This is a genomic window from Agarivorans sp. Z349TD_8 (genome assembly GCF_050870825.2).
Taxonomy (GTDB): Bacteria; Pseudomonadota; Gammaproteobacteria; order Enterobacterales; family Celerinatantimonadaceae; genus Agarivorans.
This window is the reverse complement of record NZ_CP194037.2, coordinates 2,216,489-2,232,668: the sequence shown is the minus strand read 5'-3', so window position 1 is coordinate 2,232,668 and position 16,180 is coordinate 2,216,489. Positions and strand designations below refer to the sequence as shown.

The 16,180-nt window shown below is 44.2% G+C and carries 16 protein-coding genes and 1 pseudogene; 7 read left to right on the top strand and 10 right to left on the bottom strand.

The annotated features are described in order from the left end of the window. Positions 1-83: 83 nt before the first annotated feature. Both ACRRS1_RS10135 and ACRRS1_RS10130 read right to left on the bottom strand, forming a co-directional pair. A pseudogene (locus ACRRS1_RS10135) lies at positions 84-653 on the bottom strand (IS5 family transposase); the annotation flags it as partial. A gap of 73 nt (positions 654-726) precedes the next feature. Continuing rightward, positions 727-1,053, bottom strand: a complete 327-nt coding sequence (locus ACRRS1_RS10130) for a winged helix-turn-helix transcriptional regulator (protein ID WP_432453308.1) — start codon at positions 1,051-1,053, stop codon at positions 727-729. A 154-nt stretch (positions 1,054-1,207) separates the two neighbouring features. Between ACRRS1_RS10130 and ACRRS1_RS10125 the strand changes: the two genes are divergently transcribed. Together ACRRS1_RS10125 and ACRRS1_RS10120 are read left to right on the top strand one after the other, a co-directional pair. Beyond that, entirely contained in the window at positions 1,208-1,777 is a 570-nt protein-coding gene (locus ACRRS1_RS10125; protein WP_432459301.1) for an NAD(P)H-dependent oxidoreductase, read from the top strand. An 814-nt stretch (positions 1,778-2,591) separates the two neighbouring features. Then, positions 2,592-3,209, top strand: coding sequence for a GyrI-like domain-containing protein (locus tag ACRRS1_RS10120; protein WP_432459300.1), 618 nt, complete (start codon positions 2,592-2,594; stop codon positions 3,207-3,209). A gap of 455 nt (positions 3,210-3,664) precedes the next feature. Here the strand turns inward: ACRRS1_RS10120 and ACRRS1_RS10115 are convergent, their stop codons facing one another. Continuing rightward, positions 3,665-4,507 (bottom strand): SDR family NAD(P)-dependent oxidoreductase, encoded by an 843-nt coding sequence (locus ACRRS1_RS10115; RefSeq protein ID WP_432467875.1) that lies wholly within the window; start codon positions 4,505-4,507, stop codon positions 3,665-3,667. A gap of 168 nt (positions 4,508-4,675) precedes the next feature. On the opposite strand from ACRRS1_RS10115, the gene ACRRS1_RS10110 reads away from it, so the two are divergent. Then, the gene (locus ACRRS1_RS10110; RefSeq protein WP_432467876.1) at positions 4,676-5,572 is read left to right on the top strand and encodes an AraC family transcriptional regulator N-terminal domain-containing protein; all 897 of its coding nucleotides are present in this window, start codon (positions 4,676-4,678) and stop codon (positions 5,570-5,572) included. 241 nt (positions 5,573-5,813) lie between these two features. Here the strand turns inward: ACRRS1_RS10110 and ACRRS1_RS10105 are convergent, their stop codons facing one another. Both ACRRS1_RS10105 and ACRRS1_RS10100 read right to left on the bottom strand, forming a co-directional pair. Then, entirely contained in the window at positions 5,814-6,506 is a 693-nt protein-coding gene (locus ACRRS1_RS10105) for a DUF4336 domain-containing protein (protein WP_432453313.1), read from the bottom strand. Positions 6,507-6,587: 81 nt separating this feature from the next. Further along, positions 6,588-6,899 carry a TfoX/Sxy family protein gene (locus ACRRS1_RS10100; protein WP_432459296.1) on the bottom strand — a complete coding sequence of 104 codons (312 nt, stop codon included), beginning with the start codon at positions 6,897-6,899 and terminating at the stop codon, positions 6,588-6,590. 168 nt (positions 6,900-7,067) lie between these two features. On the opposite strand from ACRRS1_RS10100, the gene katG reads away from it, so the two are divergent. Next, entirely contained in the window at positions 7,068-9,278 is a 2,211-nt protein-coding gene (gene katG, locus ACRRS1_RS10095; RefSeq protein WP_432459295.1) for a catalase/peroxidase HPI, read from the top strand. Between the two features lie 60 nt (positions 9,279-9,338). On the opposite strand, the gene ACRRS1_RS10090 is transcribed toward katG, so the two are convergent. Next, a complete protein-coding gene (locus ACRRS1_RS10090; protein WP_432453316.1) occupies positions 9,339-9,782 on the bottom strand; it encodes an Lrp/AsnC family transcriptional regulator in 444 nt (147 codons plus the stop codon). A gap of 110 nt (positions 9,783-9,892) precedes the next feature. On the opposite strand from ACRRS1_RS10090, the gene ACRRS1_RS10085 reads away from it, so the two are divergent. After that, a complete protein-coding gene (locus ACRRS1_RS10085; RefSeq protein WP_432459294.1) occupies positions 9,893-10,480 on the top strand; it encodes a LysE family translocator in 588 nt (195 codons plus the stop codon). 96 nt (positions 10,481-10,576) lie between these two features. Here ACRRS1_RS10085 and ACRRS1_RS10080 read toward each other — a convergent pair whose 3' ends face one another. Next, positions 10,577-10,960 (bottom strand): VOC family protein, encoded by a 384-nt coding sequence (locus ACRRS1_RS10080; protein WP_432453318.1) that lies wholly within the window; start codon positions 10,958-10,960, stop codon positions 10,577-10,579. A gap of 313 nt (positions 10,961-11,273) precedes the next feature. On the opposite strand from ACRRS1_RS10080, the gene ACRRS1_RS10075 reads away from it, so the two are divergent. Next, positions 11,274-11,864, top strand: coding sequence for an AAA family ATPase (locus ACRRS1_RS10075; protein WP_432459291.1), 591 nt, complete (start codon positions 11,274-11,276; stop codon positions 11,862-11,864). Positions 11,865-12,043: 179 nt separating this feature from the next. On the opposite strand, the gene ACRRS1_RS10070 is transcribed toward ACRRS1_RS10075, so the two are convergent. After that, positions 12,044-13,357 carry a 6-phospho-beta-glucosidase gene (locus tag ACRRS1_RS10070; RefSeq protein ID WP_432459290.1) on the bottom strand — a complete coding sequence of 438 codons (1,314 nt, stop codon included), beginning with the start codon at positions 13,355-13,357 and terminating at the stop codon, positions 12,044-12,046. A gap of 116 nt (positions 13,358-13,473) precedes the next feature. Between ACRRS1_RS10070 and ACRRS1_RS10065 the strand changes: the two genes are divergently transcribed. Further along, positions 13,474-14,418 carry a LysR substrate-binding domain-containing protein gene (locus ACRRS1_RS10065; RefSeq protein ID WP_432467877.1) on the top strand — a complete coding sequence of 315 codons (945 nt, stop codon included), beginning with the start codon at positions 13,474-13,476 and terminating at the stop codon, positions 14,416-14,418. A gap of 888 nt (positions 14,419-15,306) precedes the next feature. Here ACRRS1_RS10065 and ACRRS1_RS10060 read toward each other — a convergent pair. Together ACRRS1_RS10060 and ACRRS1_RS10055 are read right to left on the bottom strand one after the other, a co-directional pair. Further along, complete coding sequence (locus tag ACRRS1_RS10060) at positions 15,307-15,531, bottom strand: transposase family protein (protein ID WP_439036012.1); 225 nt, start codon at positions 15,529-15,531, stop codon at positions 15,307-15,309. 168 nt (positions 15,532-15,699) lie between these two features. Next, complete coding sequence (locus ACRRS1_RS10055; protein WP_432453322.1) at positions 15,700-16,170, bottom strand: NUDIX domain-containing protein; 471 nt, start codon at positions 16,168-16,170, stop codon at positions 15,700-15,702. Positions 16,171-16,180: the final 10 nt, after the last annotated feature.

The following is a 16,180-nucleotide window of genomic DNA, read 5'->3' as shown; positions in this document are numbered from 1 at the left end:
AAGTCTTCGCGTCGAGTGCTTGTTATGGGCCTTGTTGATCAAATCCAAACTCAAGGTGCAGTTATTCTAGGCTCTTACTTTATTTAGCCAGTTACCTGACAAACAGGCATACCTAGCCTAGTCATTTTGTTTAATGCACTGACACTTACCATCATTTCACCCGCTTGGGCGTTGTAATGACGTAAGCTCAACTTATCACTCGTCAGCTGTTTGTAACGGTACATGGCCGTCTCTGACAGTGAACACTCGTGATAACCCGATTGGGTTTTCCATTCTTCTAGTTGGTCATTTTGCAGGGCTTCAACGGCTTGGTTGCGAGGATGGCCTTCCTCCCAGTAAGCGGCGTTTTGCCTCGGTGGGATCACCGGGGCTATTCTTTTTCGTTCCAATACCCCATAGCAGCGTTTAGTGTCATAATCCCCATCCGCCGAGACTTTTCGAATTTTGCGACGAAGTGGGTTTAGCTGTGTGGGTAAGGCTTCGCACTCATGCACTGAATCGAGTGATGCCACCATGCTCACTATTTCATGCGTATCAGTATCAACGGCAAGGTGGAGTTTACGCCATACTCGGCGCTTTTCTTTGCCGTGCTTACGCACCTTCCATTCTCCTTCACCAAACACCTTTAAACCCATTGAATCAATCACGATGTGCCTAAAGGTTATATAGGTTAAGTGCCGCGAAAAGGTGTTATTATTGATTTTGTTTTTAGAATGGGTGTCTAGTTTATTTCTTCAAATGTTGAACGCCCCATGCATGTAGCGCTTCTATTATGGGAGTCAGGGATTTTCCGTAGGTCGTTATTGAGTATTCAACTTTTGGGGGAACTTCTGCGTATATCTTTCTCGAAATCAGATTGTCGGCTTCTAGTTCTCTTAGCTGTTTTGTTAGCATTCGTTGTGTAATTTCTGGCATTAAACGGCGTAATTCATTAAAACGGATCGTTTCTGAAAGTAGATGGTAAAGTACTATCCCTTTCCATTTTCCGCCAATAACTTCTAACGTGGCTTCAACTGGACAACCATTATTGCAGTCATAGTCGCTGTGACTCATGATAACTCTCCCTTAGTATACAAAATGATACTACATACCAAAAATGTGCGTACTTACTTTGAATTTCTACTTAGTTTACTCTTCTGGTGTCTGAGCAACAATATTGGTAGCAATGAGATGCTACGTATATGTTTAATAAATTAAGGGATAAGTTATGAAGGTTTTAATTGCACTTGCGCATCCGGATGTAAATGAACAATCAATCGCTAATAAAATTATTATAGAGAGGCTGGTTGATAGAGATAATATTGAAGTAAGAGATCTTTATAGAATGTATCCTGACTTTAACATTAACGTCGATGCGGAGCAAAAAGCACTGTTAGGAGCTGACATAGTTATTTTTCAATACCCATTTCATTGGTATAGCATGCCTGGAATGCTGAAAGAGTGGTTAGATAGAGTATTTTTGCATGGTTTTGCTCACGGAGATACTGGTGATAAATTAAAAGGAAAATCGTTTATGATCTCGACGACAATTGGTGGTCCTGATCAGAGTTACTCAGAGGGGGGGCTCAATAGCTTTACTGTTGAAGAGTTTCTAAAGCCATTACAACAGATAGCTAAGCGTTGCGGAATGATATATCACCCACCAATTGTTTCCCACAACATGGTTTACATTCCAGATAGTTACGGTGATAAATTGGAAGTTGAACAACGTGCCGTTGCTCATGCGAACAAACTGGTGGAGTTTATAAATAGTTTAGATTTTCGTCAGTGTAACTAATCATATTTAGTTTTTGTAGTATTATATGTATGCAAAAACCGAATCGGGTAGCCGTAGGTATCTAGCCTCCAGCCCCCACTACACCCGGCATGCGGCTCCGCACAGGGCGTTTCCTGAAAATGTTTAAAATACAACGGTCGATTCGCGCCTTTGCATTCCAATGACGGCTTTTGATTTTGTGCCACTGTTTCTAAGTCCGATCGGATATAGAACGAGTGAGCAGCACAGGCTCCTCATTGATTTTCAGGTTCAGGTCTTCACTATGTCCCAACCACTACACAATAAAACGGTATTGGGACTCTTTATCTAAAAATACCGTCTGCTTAAATCGCCATGGAGTCAGTTAATCATTCACTATGCCACTACAGCTCCCCCACTCTTTATTTATAAGAAGTAGAACATGCACTTTCTCTTTTTTCTGCACTGCTGCATTATTTACGGTGACCGTTAGATCACTTAGCTACGTTGTCTTGTGCCAACTCGCCTCCAGCCTGCGCCTCGTATAATGTTCTTGTTCATCAGCTCGCCCTCTCTTTAAATAAAAAGTCGTCCGGCTTGCTTCAAACATTCCCTCACGGTAATGCCCTTGCCATTCGCGAGTCCTTAGCGTTTAATAACGAAAGAGTTACTAAACGGTGACCTTCCTACAGAGGACTTTCACATCATTCGTTCATGCCCCTGCCGGGCGTACACAAATTACTCAAGTCGACAGCGAACGCTCGGCATTTTAGGTTTAGTCTATGGTTAAGGTGGCTTTGCTTGAGTTCTATAGCGGTTAGCTGCAACTTAGTAAGGCCTTAGCCAAGGATAAATAATGAAGAAAATTGACTATAAGAAAGAGTTGAAACACCTATACAAACCTTCCCCGAAGAGCGTTGAGATTGTTGATGTCCCAGAAATGAATTTCCTGATGATTGATGGCCAGGGTGATCCGAATACAGCGAAAGACTACAGTGACGCAATCGAGGCTCTCTACGCCTTGTCGTATGCTCTCAAATTCATGGTCAAGAAAGGCGAATTAGAAATTGACTACGGCGTCATGCCATTGGAAGGGCTTTGGTGGGTTGATGACATGTCTCTATTTGACATCAACGACAAGAGCAAATGGAAATGGACGTCTATGATTATGCAACCGAAACATGTGACACAAGATCTGTTCTTAGAAGCCTACAAGCAGGTAAAGGAAAAAAAGAATTTAGAGGCATTGCCAAAGGTTCGTTTTGAGTTATTTTGTGAAGGTATATCAGCACAGACTATGCACATTGGACTTTTTTCAGAAGAGGGACCAACGGTTGAGCGTGTCCATGAATTTATCCATGCCAACGAATACACGCAAGCCGGTAAGCACCATGAGATTTACTTGAGTGATATTCGTAAAGCTGCCCCTGAAAATTGGAAAACAGTAATACGGCAACCCATAGAAAATGGCTAATCGGGTAGCCGCAGGTATCTAGCCTCCACAACACCCTGCATGCGGCACCGCACAGGGCGTTTCCTGAAAATGTTTAAAATACAACGGCCGATTCGCACCTTTGCATTCCAATGACGGCTTCTGATTTTGCGCCACTGTTTCTAAGTCCGATCGGATATAGAACGAATGAGCTGCACAGGCTCCTCATTGATTTTCAGGTTTGGGCCTTCACCGTGTCCCAACCATTACAAAATAAAGCGGCATTGGGAGTCTTTATCTAAAAAACGTCCGCTTGCTTCAGACATTCCCTCACGGTAATGCCCTTGCCATTCGCGAGTCCTTAGCGTTTATTCATCATCGTGTGATTAAACGCTGATCTTCCTACAGAAGATCTGCGCGTACATAAGGCCAAGCAGCATTGGAGCTATGGAGCTATGGAGCTATGGAGCTAGTTTATTTTCAAGTCCCAACTAGAATTACTCCTCCTGATGATCTGTTGTTACTGAAATATCGGCCCATAGTTCTAGTTCTTTCATACGATTATTTAGGATGTCCCGTGACATAGAAAGAGCATCGCTACCTGCGACTAGTCGAAGTGGTGCCGGGCTTATACCCGCAGTTTTCACAATGAGTTGAGCAAGCCTTTTAGGGTCACCGAGTTGCGCATGGCTATATTCATCGTATTGTGATTTTTGAGTATTTGCGACATCCGTATAGTCTTGTAATTCAATTTGGCCATAACGTACAGAAGAGTCATCCAAAAAGTCTGTTCGAAAAAAGCCTGGTTCAACAATAGTGACATCGATGCCAAAGCGGGCCACTTCCAACGCGAGGCTTTCTGAGAATCCTTCTACAGCAAATTTTGCAGCACAATAGATGGCAGCGCCGTCAAAGCCCAGAGCACCACCAATAGATGACAAATTCAGAATGTGCCCGCGTTGCTGCCTGCGCATAGCTGGCAATACTGCACGGGTCACGTGCATCAGGCCAAAAACATTAGTAGAGAATTGTTGCTCTATAGCGCGCTGCTCAACGGTTTCAAAGTGACCGAGCTGACCGAAACCAGCATTGTTAACCAAAACATCAATACTACCAAATCGCTCAATTGACCAGCTGACCGCCTCTTTCGCCTGAATATAATTATTCACGTCTAGCTCAATACATTCTAGCTGTGGTTGGATTTCTGAGCCCAATTGCTCCCGAAGCCTTCTTACGTTACGTGCTGTTGCGACGACATTGTCACCAGAGACCAGTGCCGCTTGTGCAATTTCGAAGCCGATACCGCGAGATGCGCCCGTAATGAACCATGTTTTCTTCATAAGTAACCTTTGTGCTAATTTTGAAATTGGAGCCTCAAGGCTCACTGGTAGTTATCGTGGATGAAAAGCACAAGTAGTCGGTATGACTCTTTCCCATAATTCTTGTATTATCCTCCATATTCTAATTAGTGTTCTGAATTTAGTAATACAGGAATGGAGTGCTGATATATGCGTACGATATGCGATCTGGCAAAGCTATTACTCGATTTCTCGAACGATGATGGTATTTTTCAGACACCAATTCCACGGGTTTCGATTATGAGATCCTCCATACCCACCACGCCTGAGCTTGTTCTTTACGAACCAGCAATATGTGTGGTTGCACAAGGGAGGAAAGAGGCTAGACTCAACAATCAGATTTACCATTACGACTCCGCGCACTACCTGTTAGGCTCTGTACAGCTACCCGTTTTGGGCGCAGTCACAGAAGCTACAAAAAGTAGTCCGTATCTTTGCCTGCGACTGGATCTGGATTCTGCACTCATCGCAGAATTGACCGAGCTATGTACCAAAACAAGCGATAGTGAAGGCACGACTTACGGATTAAATCTGGGATCAATGGATGATCAATTGGTCGATACTGTAGTAAGGCTGACCGAGACGCTGCAATGCCCACAAAATATCGCGGTGTTGTCACCATTAATTGAAAGAGAGCTGATTTGGAGGCTACTTCAGAACCCGCAATCTCATACAGTCCTTGTTCAGATGGCGACAGCAAACAGCCGACTGCGTCGTATAAAAAAAGCGATAACATGGTTAGAAACCCATTTCACCGAATCGATATCCATCAATAAACTGGCCAGCATCGCAAATATGGGACAGTCAGGTTTTTATAAACATTTTAAAGACGTCACTGGGACAAGTCCGATTCGGTTCAGAAGTCATTTGCGATTGATGGCAGCAAGACGGCTTATGTTGGTGGAGGGATATGCCGCCGCAGAAGCGGGGTTTGAAGTCGGCTACAAAGAACCCTCACAATTCAGTCGTGAGTATTCGAAACAATTTGGGTTACCGCCCAAACATGACTCTATGCGCCTCAAAGGTAATTTTCAGTCGGTGCTTTGATAACAAGTTTGACCTTTGTTGTAATTCTAATAAGTAAAATATCTCCGAACATGCTCTGGTAGGTTTGTTATTTAACTTGCCAGAGAAACTTAATCGGGTAGCTGAAGGTATCTCGCTCTCATCTCTCCAGGGCTTGTATTTCAGCTAAAACTTAACCAGTAGAAGCCACAACAAATCAAGCGATACCCTGTGCGCCCAATGTTCATCGTGACCTCTCCCTGCGAACAGAGCCCCTAAGCCGCTAAGTCAACCCGAGCCAAGCAAACGAGCGACGTAAAAACTTGTCAACTTCATGGTTAACGATCAGGCCGTGGGCCATGATCAGAACTTTCGGCTGCCAGCTCAAGATCTGCTGTAGGTGTTGCCTGGCCTCACTTTTACCAAAGATAAAACTAAGGCGCCAATCGATGGGCATTTTGCCATGGGGCGCAAGGATCCCGGTGGCTTTTGCGACATGGCGCTGAATTGGCGTAAAAACCTCGGGTGAAAAATTCTCGACCAGATCGGTCACAATCAACACCTGAGAGGGCTTATGAAAAAACACACATTCTTCCATCGCGACAGAACCAGTAAATAACAATTGCGCGATATCAGCTTGCCAAGGGCCGGGGATATTTGGCGTAAATAATCCGTCAAAACGAATATCTTTGCGCTTCGTTTGTAAAGCTTTAGTAGCAAAAATCTGAGCCTGAGGGTGCTGCTGTTGCCACTCACTAATAAACAAATGATGTAATTTATTTGGCGCCACTAAATACTTAACCGGACCAAGTTGATCCAATTGTTGTTGCAACTGACTTGTCCAACGAATCGGGCTGTGTAGCCACAATGAACCGCACGATAAACGGATCACAGTCATGCGGGTACTATAAGGCAAGCCAAAAAATGGCACCGTTTCGCCCTCACCGACCCAAACACTATTGGAAATTTGAATCATGGCTACTTCCTTGTTCACTCACAATAATGGCTCCATAAATACTCAACAGCTTGGCAACACGAGTAAAATGCAGACCAGACCCTATGATGATATTAGGCTTAAAGGCTTGCCCTGCTCTGTAAATAATTTTTCCAGCTCTTGGTAGCCTTCTAAAACCATAATCAGCTCTGCTTTTTGTTGTTTGGCGATGCTTAACCAATGTTTTCCCTCTAAGGCTCCTACCAAAGCATACAATAGATTTAAACTAGGCTGAGTTGCACCGAACTGCTTCACCTTGATAAAAGCTCGGATTGCGCCTAACTCACGTAGGTCTTCTAGCGAAATAATTCCCGCTTGCTCAAGCATTTGAGCTGATTTTGGCCCCAATCCTGGTAAATCTGTTAGGCTTTTCATCTGAGTATGTACTTCTTCATGAATACCAATTCAAACCATAGATAAAAACTATCACAGCAATAAAAACAAACGGTTACACCAATTACGATATATTAAACTATGATGTTTACGAACAGTAAGGGTCACCCCTACAACCAAGCAATACCATAAACCAAAGTGGAGAGAATAATGGATAAAAATAATGCGGTAAGCGCCGGCAAATGCCCAGTGATGCACGGCTCTCGAACTAAAGTTGCTGATAAGGGCACCGCCAATCAAGATTGGTGGCCGAATCAACTCAACCTCAATATTCTTCACCAACACAGTAAAGAATCAAACCCGCTCGGTGAAAACTTTGACTATGCGCAAGCATTTAAAAGCCTCGACTTCGCAGCACTTAAACATGATCTTCAAGCCTTAATGACCGATTCACAAGATTGGTGGCCAGCCGATTACGGCCATTATGGACCGTTTTTTATTCGCATGGCATGGCACAGTGCAGGCACCTATCGCACCGGTGATGGCCGTGGCGGTGCTGGCAGCGGTAGTCAACGTTTTGCTCCCCTTAATAGTTGGCCTGACAACGTGAACTTAGACAAGGCTCGCCGCTTACTCTGGCCAATTAAACAGAAATACGGAAACAAAATTTCTTGGGCAGACTTGATGATCTTAACCGGTAATGTCGCATTAGAATCGATGGGCCTAAAAACCTTTGGTTTTGCTGGCGGGCGCGTCGATATATGGCAACCCGAAGAAGACATCTATTGGGGAACAGAGCGAGAATGGTTAGATGACAAACGTTACAACGGAGAACGAGATCTAGAAAATCCTTTAGCCGCAGTACAAATGGGCTTAATTTACGTGAATCCAGAAGGGCCCAATGGCGACCCCGATCCCCTCGCCTCAGCCAAGGATATTCGTGAAACCTTTGCCCGCATGGCCATGGATGACTATGAAACGGTGGCGCTGATCGCTGGCGGTCATACCTTTGGTAAAACACACGGCGCAGGTGATGCCGCGCAGGTCGGTGCCGAACCAGAAGCCGCGTCCATCGAGCAACAAGGTTTAGGTTGGCACAATAGTATGGGATCAGGCAAGGGTGTGGACACTATTTCTAGCGGTTTAGAAGGCGCTTGGACTGCCACGCCAACGCAATGGGATAACAGCTTCTTTGAAACCCTATTTGGTAACGAGTGGCAACTCACCAAAAGCCCAGCCGGTGCCCAACAGTGGACACCAACAGGCAATAGCGCCAAAAATAGCGTCCCCGATGCTCACGATCCGTCGAGAAGCCATGCGCCAATGATGGCAACCTCAGACATTGCACTTCGCGAAGATCCCGCCTATCGCAAAATATCTCAGCATTTTCATCAAAATCCTGAAGAATTTGCCGACGCCTTCGCTCGCGCCTGGTTCAAACTAACTCACCGCGACATGGGACCCGTTCAACGCTACCTCGGCCCAGAAGTCCCTGCCGAAGAATTAATTTGGCAAGATCCTATTCCAGCGGTAGAGCATGCAATCATCGACGACGCCGATATTAAGGCGCTCAAAGTAAAATTGTTAAATTCTGGACTATCGGTATCTGAGCTAGTTGCAACGGCTTGGGCTTCGGCCTCGACCTTCCGCGGTTCGGATCTACGCGGTGGCGCCAATGGGGCTCGGATCCGCCTTGCACCACAAAAAGACTGGCAGGCCAATCAACCCGCTCAGTTAGCCAAGGTATTAGCGGTACTAGAAGCCATTCAAAGCGAGTTTAATCAAGCCCAGAGCAATAACAAACAGGTCTCGCTCGCTGATCTAATCGTACTGGGCGGTAACGCTGCCATTGAACAAGCAGCGCTAGCAGCCGGACAAAAGCTTGAAGTTCCGTTTAGTGCCGGGCGCAATGATGCCTCGCAGCAACAAACTGACGTCACAGCGTTCGAACCCTTAGAGCCTATCGCAGACGGATTCCGCAATTATCTAAAAGCGAGCTACAGCGTGTCGTCGGAAGAACTATTACTTGATAAGGCACAACTACTTGGTTTAAGTGCTCCTGAAATGACGGTACTGATCGGCGGCATGCGAGTCCTCAATGCCAACTATCAGCAAACGCAACATGGGGTATTGACCCAGCGACCAGAGCAGTTGAGTAATGACTTCTTTGTGAATCTGCTAGATATGGCAACCGAGTGGAAACCAAGTGCCACAGAAAAAGGCGTATTTGAAGGACGTGAGCGAACGAATGGCGCATTAAAATGGACCGCCACCCGAGTTGATTTGGTATTTGGTTCCAACTCGCAGTTGCGGGCACTTGCCGAAGTGTATGCCCAAAGTGATGCACAAACCAAGTTCTTACACGACTTTGTAGCCGCGTGGAATAAGGTGATGAACGCCGATCGCTTCGATCTCGCTTAAATAACCAGTGCTAAAAATGATAGCAACCATCGGAGCCAATCCGATGGTTTTTTTTGCGCTTTAGCTTCGTTGGTCTTTCGGCGTTTCCATCACCACCAGAGTTGAAATCGAATTAACTTGAGGGATCTCACCCAGCACGTCAGAATGAAAACGTTTATAGGCGGCAAGATCGGCAGTCTCGATCCGTAACAGGTACTCATTCGCCCCAGTGATGTTATGACATTCGGTGACTTGTTTGGCATCCATAATGTGCGCTTCAAAATCGAGCTGCGATTGTTTGCTATGATTCGACAGCCCAATCGTGACATAGGCGATGAATCCTATCCCTAATTTGATTGGGTTAAGCACCGCTCGATAACCTTGAATCACTTGGCTGCGCTCCAGCTCTTGCACTCGACGTAAAGTCGCCGAAGGTGACAAACCGATGCGTTCTGCCAACTCCACATTAGTTAAGCGACCGTTCAATTTTAGCTCTCGCAATATTCTTTCGTCGAACCTATCCATAACCACCAATAGTTGTGCATTAATGCTGATCTAAACAAATATAGGCACAAAATTTACGGCATATCTAATTAATATACAAGTACCCAATACAATTGAAATAAGAAACAGACATGGAATATCAACAACTTATAGCACTAGTTAGCTTTGCTTTTGTTTCAACGGTCACACCCGGTCCAAACAATATTATGCTAATGAGCTCGGGAGCGAGTGTCGGTTTCATTCGCACCATCCCCCACATGTTAGGCGTGGTATTTGGTTTCAGCTTGATGGTGATCTTGTTAGGTTTCGGTTTAACGGGGCTGTTTACTCGTTACCCCTTTATTCATCAGCTATTACAGATTGCCTGCATACTTTATCTGCTCTTTCTAGCGTTTAAAATTGCTCGCAGTAAGCCAGTGAACGCGACGCATCAGCAATATCAAGCAATGAGCTTTTTATCTGCAGCTGCGTTTCAATGGGTCAACCCCAAAGCTTGGTCTATGGCACTCAGCGCCATTAGTGTGTATGCACCAAGCAGCGAACTAAATAGTGTGCTCCTTGTTTCATTGATCTTTAGCTTAATTAACCTCCCTTCGGTCGGCATTTGGGCCGCTGCGGGGAAACAATTACAAACTTTTTTAACTGCACCTAATAAGATAAGAGCTTTTAATTACTGCATGGCAGGTTTGTTAGTCATATCAGTGATCCCAATGGTTTAATACCCGCTTAATTGATGACGAGGGTAAACTTGCTCATTCTTCAAGCAAATTGCCGCTCAGAATTGAGCTAATCAAGAGAGATATTGCTAAAAAGTATCAAGCAATATCTCTCACTGATTGATTCTGAGCGATTCGCCACAACACACCACTTGGATCCGTCAGACAAAACTCCAACATGCCCCAAGGTTGGCTCACTAATTCAGACAAGCTCACGCTAAATGCTGAGCTTACCTCCGATTTAATTATATGTTCACGCCAACTCGCAGCATCTTCTACTAACAAATGCATCATAAAATTTTGGCAATGAGCACTCTCATAAAAATCTTGAAGCAAAAAAGAGCATGCGCCTTTTCTAAAATAAGCAATCCCATCGAAATCCGAAGCGAGCTCAAATCCTATGGCCTGATAAAAACGTTTAGAATCCTCGAAATTTTTAGCTGGCACAAAAGACTTTATTTCAATTATGTCTAGGTTTTGCATTGCGACTCCTTCGGCGAATGAGTTTCGATTTAACCGAATCATTGACAAATTATCAACGACAAATTAAAACTATATTAACTTTAAGGACATGAGCCGAAAACTAACCTTATGATAGCAGCCAAGACGAGAAACAAACGTCCTGAGCCAAGCATACCAAACCAGTGTTAAGCTAGCTTAGCAACAAAGCTGTAAGGAAGCCTCCTTCTCAAAAACCAACGATTTAAGTTGATCGCGACAATATTTATTTCAACTTAATTAGCCACCAGTAAATGCGAGCATTTTTTATCATTGCTTTGTCAAATATGGAACAATCATGAAACGTCTGATCTTAGTTACATCGCCACCGGCCAGTGGTAAAACCTATATTTCAAAACAATTAGCCAAAGCGCTCAAACATGTGGTGTATTTAGACAAAGACACCTTGATTGTACTATCTCATCAAATTTTCAAGCTAGCGAACCAAGAAATAAATCGAAGTTCAGATTTCTTTGAAGAGCATATTCGCAACTACGAATATGAAGCAACTTTAGCACTGGCCATGGAGGCATTGGACTATGACGATATTGTGTTAATCAATGCCCCATTTACCCGTGAAATAAGAGATACCGCATATATCGATAACTTAAAGAATAAGCTCATTGAAAAAAAAGCGCGGCTCACGGTGGTTTGGGTTGAAACGGATATTGAGGTGGTTAAACAACGGATGATTCAAAGAAACTCGTCTAGAGATACTTGGAAATTAAATAATTGGGATGAGTATCTTCAAGGCCTTGATTTTTCAATTCCCCGTAGCATCGACAACCCAGAGATCATTGACGATTTATTGCTATTTCGTAACTCAAATGAAGAGCAGTACCGCCAGTCGATGCAAGAAATACTGGCTATTTTAGAAGCCAAGCCGTAAAACCAGATTGAAAAATATGATTTCGAAAGGCTTATTTAAAGAGCAAAACCTCCACCATCAAAAAAGTGTATATAAATTTTGTCGAATCGTGGCGATAACTTCCCGATAAAAATCTGGAACAACCACATCAAAACCGTTTGCGACTCGGCATCCTTGTTTCGCCAAGCAGGTGTCGAAACTTAACGAAATTGCGGCATAAAGTCTAAATTTTGCTGAATCGTCTCTTGCAGCGCTTGCTCTAAAACCGAGCCTGTATTCACCAGCGGGTTGAGGATCAAGGCTCGATGTGCAGCGTTACGATTACCAGTAACCGCCGCTTCGACAGTCAACGATTCAAATTCTTTCATCAACTGGATTAAACGTAAAGTATCACTTGGAAAAGGCGCGACGTTGAGCGGTAATGGTCCAGACTTGGTTATCACACTACTGACTTCTACAACGCAATCATTGGCAAGCCCTGCTATAGCACCATGATTACGCGTATTCACATGCATAATAGTCCGTTTATCGTTGTAAATTGCACTCATCAGCTCACAAGCAGCTTGTGAATAGTATTGCCCACCCCGTTTTTCAAGTTCTTTAGGCTTCTCGCTTAACGCTGGGTTGCGGTAAATGTCAAACAGGCGCTTCTCCATCGCTTTGACCACTTCGCCCCGCGTCCCTTCAGAATTTGCCTCTGTAAGTTCCTGCGCCATAATATCTTGGCTGCTGTAGTAGTAGCGTAAATAGGCGCAAGGGATCATGCCCATATGACGCAGTAGCTCTGCAGGCCAAGCGAATGGCGGAATGTTTTTTGGCACCAAGGGATCATTGCCAGCCAAAATGTGTTCCACCACTTCCGCTAACTTATCTTGCCCCTGATAAAGAATTTGCCGCGCCCAAATCAGGTGGTTCAGCCCAGCTAATTGTAAAACAATATCTTTTTCGTCGGCACCCAGTAATTGTGCCACACCCTTTTGCATGATCACCGGCACATTACATAAACCCACAGCTTTCACTCGAGAGTATTTAAGAATCGCTTCGGTGACCATACCAGAGGGATTAGTAAAATTTAGCAGCCATGCATCAGGACAATATTGCTCCATTTCATGGCAGATCGCCAAAGCAATCGGAATCGTACGACAAGCATTGGCAAAACCACCTAAGCCATTAGTTTCCTGACCAATCATGCCATACTTCAAGGCGATACGTTCATCACGGATCCGCCCTTCTAAGCAGCCAGCCCTAAATTGAGAACAAACAAAATCAGCCCCCTGCAAAGCCGCAATGCGATCCAAGGTGACATGCACCGCAATGTGGTCCATACCATTCTTAGCTAACATACGCCGAGTTAAATCACCAATGATGGCGACTTTCTCTCTGCCAGCTTCGATATCTACCAGCCATAACTCAGCAATCGCTAGCTCATCTTTAAGCTTGATGAGACCTTCCATCAACTCGGGCGTGTAACTTGAACCCGCTCCAATAATGCATATCTTAAGAGTCGATTTCATCTTTTCGTCCCCCTATAGGCAAGTTAAATTAATTAAAGCATTGGTTTTCAAGTGAAACAAACCAGATATAATCCATCATGTATTAGAATCACTAATGTGTAGTGGAGATCGCATCGATGGATCGCAAACAATTATTACTCACCAATATGTATACATTTAGTATTGCCGCTAAATTTTTAAGCTTTACCAAGGCTGCAGAAGAGCTATTTATTACTCAAGGAGCCGTGAGTCAACGGATCAAGTCACTAGAACAACAATTAGGATTTAGCCTATTTGTACGACTGACCCGCCGCCTAGAACTCACCGAAGAAGGCGGTCGTTTGTTACACGCTCTCAGCCAATCCTTTGATGTCATATTTTCAGAAATTGAAGACATTAAATTTAATGAGTTAAGAGGTGAACTATATGTTGGCGTTGCGCCTACCTTTGCTCAAAGCTGGTTACTCCCGCGTCTCGCGAAGTTTCAAAACCTGTATCCCAATCTCAATGTCAAAATTAGAGTGAAAGCCAGTCGTTTAGATTTTCAACATGAACCCGTCGATCTAGCGATCTATTACGGTGAAAAAAGCTACCCTGAATTTTATAGCTGCCGACTATTTGAAGAAATGCTCACACCGGTATGCAGCCCTACATACTACCGAAAACTATTTGGCGAACACGGACATCAAAGCTCAACGATCGCCTCTCAGTTGACCAAAGCCACGTTCATACATTGTTCTGAATCTTTAGAAGCAGATGAACCGAATCGTGAATGGCGATTATGGCTCAAAGCGCAACCTGAAGACTCACTGCAAACCCTAAAGGTATTAGAGCGAACTTATATTTTTAATCACTCGGAGATGGCAATGACTGCCGCCAAGAATGAAATGGGGATTGCCATGGCTCGGGAATCATTGGTCACTAAGAGCCTGCAAACGGGTGAATTAATTGCACCATTTCAACGAGTCCATGCTGGTCGAGGCTACGATTTAATTTGCCTTAACGGGCAAGAGCATCGCCCACGAATCGCCGCCTTTATTGACTGGCTCAAACAACAGAGTCGCGCAGACACCGTGCTTTGATATAGCAGATAATTGCTATCACTCAAGTCAATCCGATGCGATCAAATCAATGGAACAAACAGTAAACCGCCTTCGACGAGAGTCCGGCGGTAATATTTCCATTTTGAACAACACAGAAAGAAGCTAATCTTGTGTTTGTTACATCATGCTACGGGGTAAGCATAGTTTCAAACAAGCTTAAGCCGCCAGTAATAAAACGCTTATGAAACGCTTAAAAATCACCATACTATTATCTAATGCGAACCTGAGATATCAGAGATTTATCGATTCGAGATGGGTAGATAAAGCTTCAACATTCTAGGTGAAACGCCCTGTGCGGAACCACAGGTAAGATATTGTGCGAAACTGGAAGCTCAATACCTCCAACGAACCCATTATTTAGGTTTAACAGCAACCACTGAGTAGTTTTCGACCATCACAATGCTGGTCAAACCGAACCGCTCCAAGTGGAAAAATCCCCCTCTAACTCACTCGCATTCAATACATGGCAAGAACATGCTTCAACACGGCTTTTCTGTTTCTCGATTTGACAAGTGGTTTTGTCTATCGGGGCTCGGCGGTACGAGGCGAAGACGGTCTGTACAGCGGTTGCTAACTTACCCTGCTTACCTTTGAACTGCTAATACCTAATCTTTGCCCTTGCTGGTGATTGGCTTGGCAATTTTGGACAGCCATCAATCGTCACTATGGCACCTCGCAAATCGAGCATCTGGATCGGTGCTGGTAACGCGGTGAATTCATAACTCTTACGGTCGGTTTTGAGTTGACCCAATACCAGTTGGTTGGCGCTGGCCTACTCACTTACCATAGCGGTGGTGCTTTGTCCGTCCTCCCAGCCATAAGAGCCACGCAAGGACTGACCATCAATGGCAACCACTTAACCAAAGGTCAACTTGTGTCCCCTTTCATCCAAGCCAAAAAACAGTCGCGAAACTCAGCAGGCTTGATACTCGCAATCAGTCGAGCGAAGCTATCATCAACTGACGCACCGTTTTCAAACAGACCCTGTTTAAAGAACCACTCATAATGACAGAGCGCATATTCACGAATGTCGATCCGGCTTTGACCCTCGGCTATCTCGGCGCAGACTGAGCCAAACAAAATATCAAACAGTGGATAGTCTACTTTTGCGCTTTGTCGGCAGTCATGAATAATACTGAAATGCTTGGATGCTATCGATATTCATGGCCACTCCTCAAATGAGGAGCATAAAATCACAATCAGCTCGGCAGGTTAATTTTAACCTAAAATAGGGCTGAAACGTTCATACTCTTGCCCTGATTATAAAGGTTCTGCATGAACTCCAAGGTATTTTACAGAAGGATTTGATATTGAGATATCTTGCCAAAACTCATCTTTTAGTTCCTCCGGCCATACAGTTACATTATCAAAGTCATCTTGAGCAAACCATTTTAATTCTTTGATCAGAAACTCGTCTCCGCCCAAGCCTTTAAGGTTATCAATTGTCTCCTTTCCAAAATATTCTGTGACTAAATAGAAAACCTCCAAATGGTGAATACTGGTGCTTGTCTCTGAATACTCCCTTACATATATTAATGGGCCCACTTGAACCGTTAAACCAGTCTCTTCGAACACTTCTCTTTTCACAGTATCTATAGTTGAATAATCTTGATCATCAAACCCTCCACCAGGTGGAACCCACCATTCTCCTGTATGATCCACATGTCGAACCAACAATATTTCATTATTTTTATTTAAAATAACTCCACCTGCTCTTATTCTATGTTTCATTGCAATAACC

Bases quoted from the DNA above. Each gene is read 5' to 3' on its own strand.
- ACRRS1_RS10130 (WP_432453308.1), bottom strand. From the start codon at position 1,053: ATGAGTCACAGCGACTATGACTGCAATAATGGTTGTCCAGTTGAAGCC.
- ACRRS1_RS10125 (WP_432459301.1), top strand. From the start codon at position 1,208: ATGAAGGTTTTAATTGCACTTGCGCATCCGGATGTAAATGAACAATCA.
- ACRRS1_RS10120 (WP_432459300.1), top strand. From the start codon at position 2,592: ATGAAGAAAATTGACTATAAGAAAGAGTTGAAACACCTATACAAACCT.
- ACRRS1_RS10115 (WP_432467875.1), bottom strand. From the start codon at position 4,507: ATGAAGAAAACATGGTTCATTACGGGCGCATCTCGCGGTATCGGCTTC.
- ACRRS1_RS10110 (WP_432467876.1), top strand. From the start codon at position 4,676: ATGCGTACGATATGCGATCTGGCAAAGCTATTACTCGATTTCTCGAAC.
- ACRRS1_RS10105 (WP_432453313.1), bottom strand. From the start codon at position 6,506: ATGATTCAAATTTCCAATAGTGTTTGGGTCGGTGAGGGCGAAACGGTG.
- ACRRS1_RS10100 (WP_432459296.1), bottom strand. From the start codon at position 6,899: ATGAAAAGCCTAACAGATTTACCAGGATTGGGGCCAAAATCAGCTCAA.
- katG (WP_432459295.1), top strand. From the start codon at position 7,068: ATGGATAAAAATAATGCGGTAAGCGCCGGCAAATGCCCAGTGATGCAC.
- ACRRS1_RS10090 (WP_432453316.1), bottom strand. From the start codon at position 9,782: ATGGATAGGTTCGACGAAAGAATATTGCGAGAGCTAAAATTGAACGGT.
- ACRRS1_RS10085 (WP_432459294.1), top strand. From the start codon at position 9,893: ATGGAATATCAACAACTTATAGCACTAGTTAGCTTTGCTTTTGTTTCA.
- ACRRS1_RS10080 (WP_432453318.1), bottom strand. From the start codon at position 10,960: ATGCAAAACCTAGACATAATTGAAATAAAGTCTTTTGTGCCAGCTAAA.
- ACRRS1_RS10075 (WP_432459291.1), top strand. From the start codon at position 11,274: ATGAAACGTCTGATCTTAGTTACATCGCCACCGGCCAGTGGTAAAACC.
- ACRRS1_RS10070 (WP_432459290.1), bottom strand. From the start codon at position 13,357: ATGAAATCGACTCTTAAGATATGCATTATTGGAGCGGGTTCAAGTTAC.
- ACRRS1_RS10065 (WP_432467877.1), top strand. From the start codon at position 13,474: ATGGATCGCAAACAATTATTACTCACCAATATGTATACATTTAGTATT.
- ACRRS1_RS10055 (WP_432453322.1), bottom strand. From the start codon at position 16,170: ATGAAACATAGAATAAGAGCAGGTGGAGTTATTTTAAATAAAAATAAT.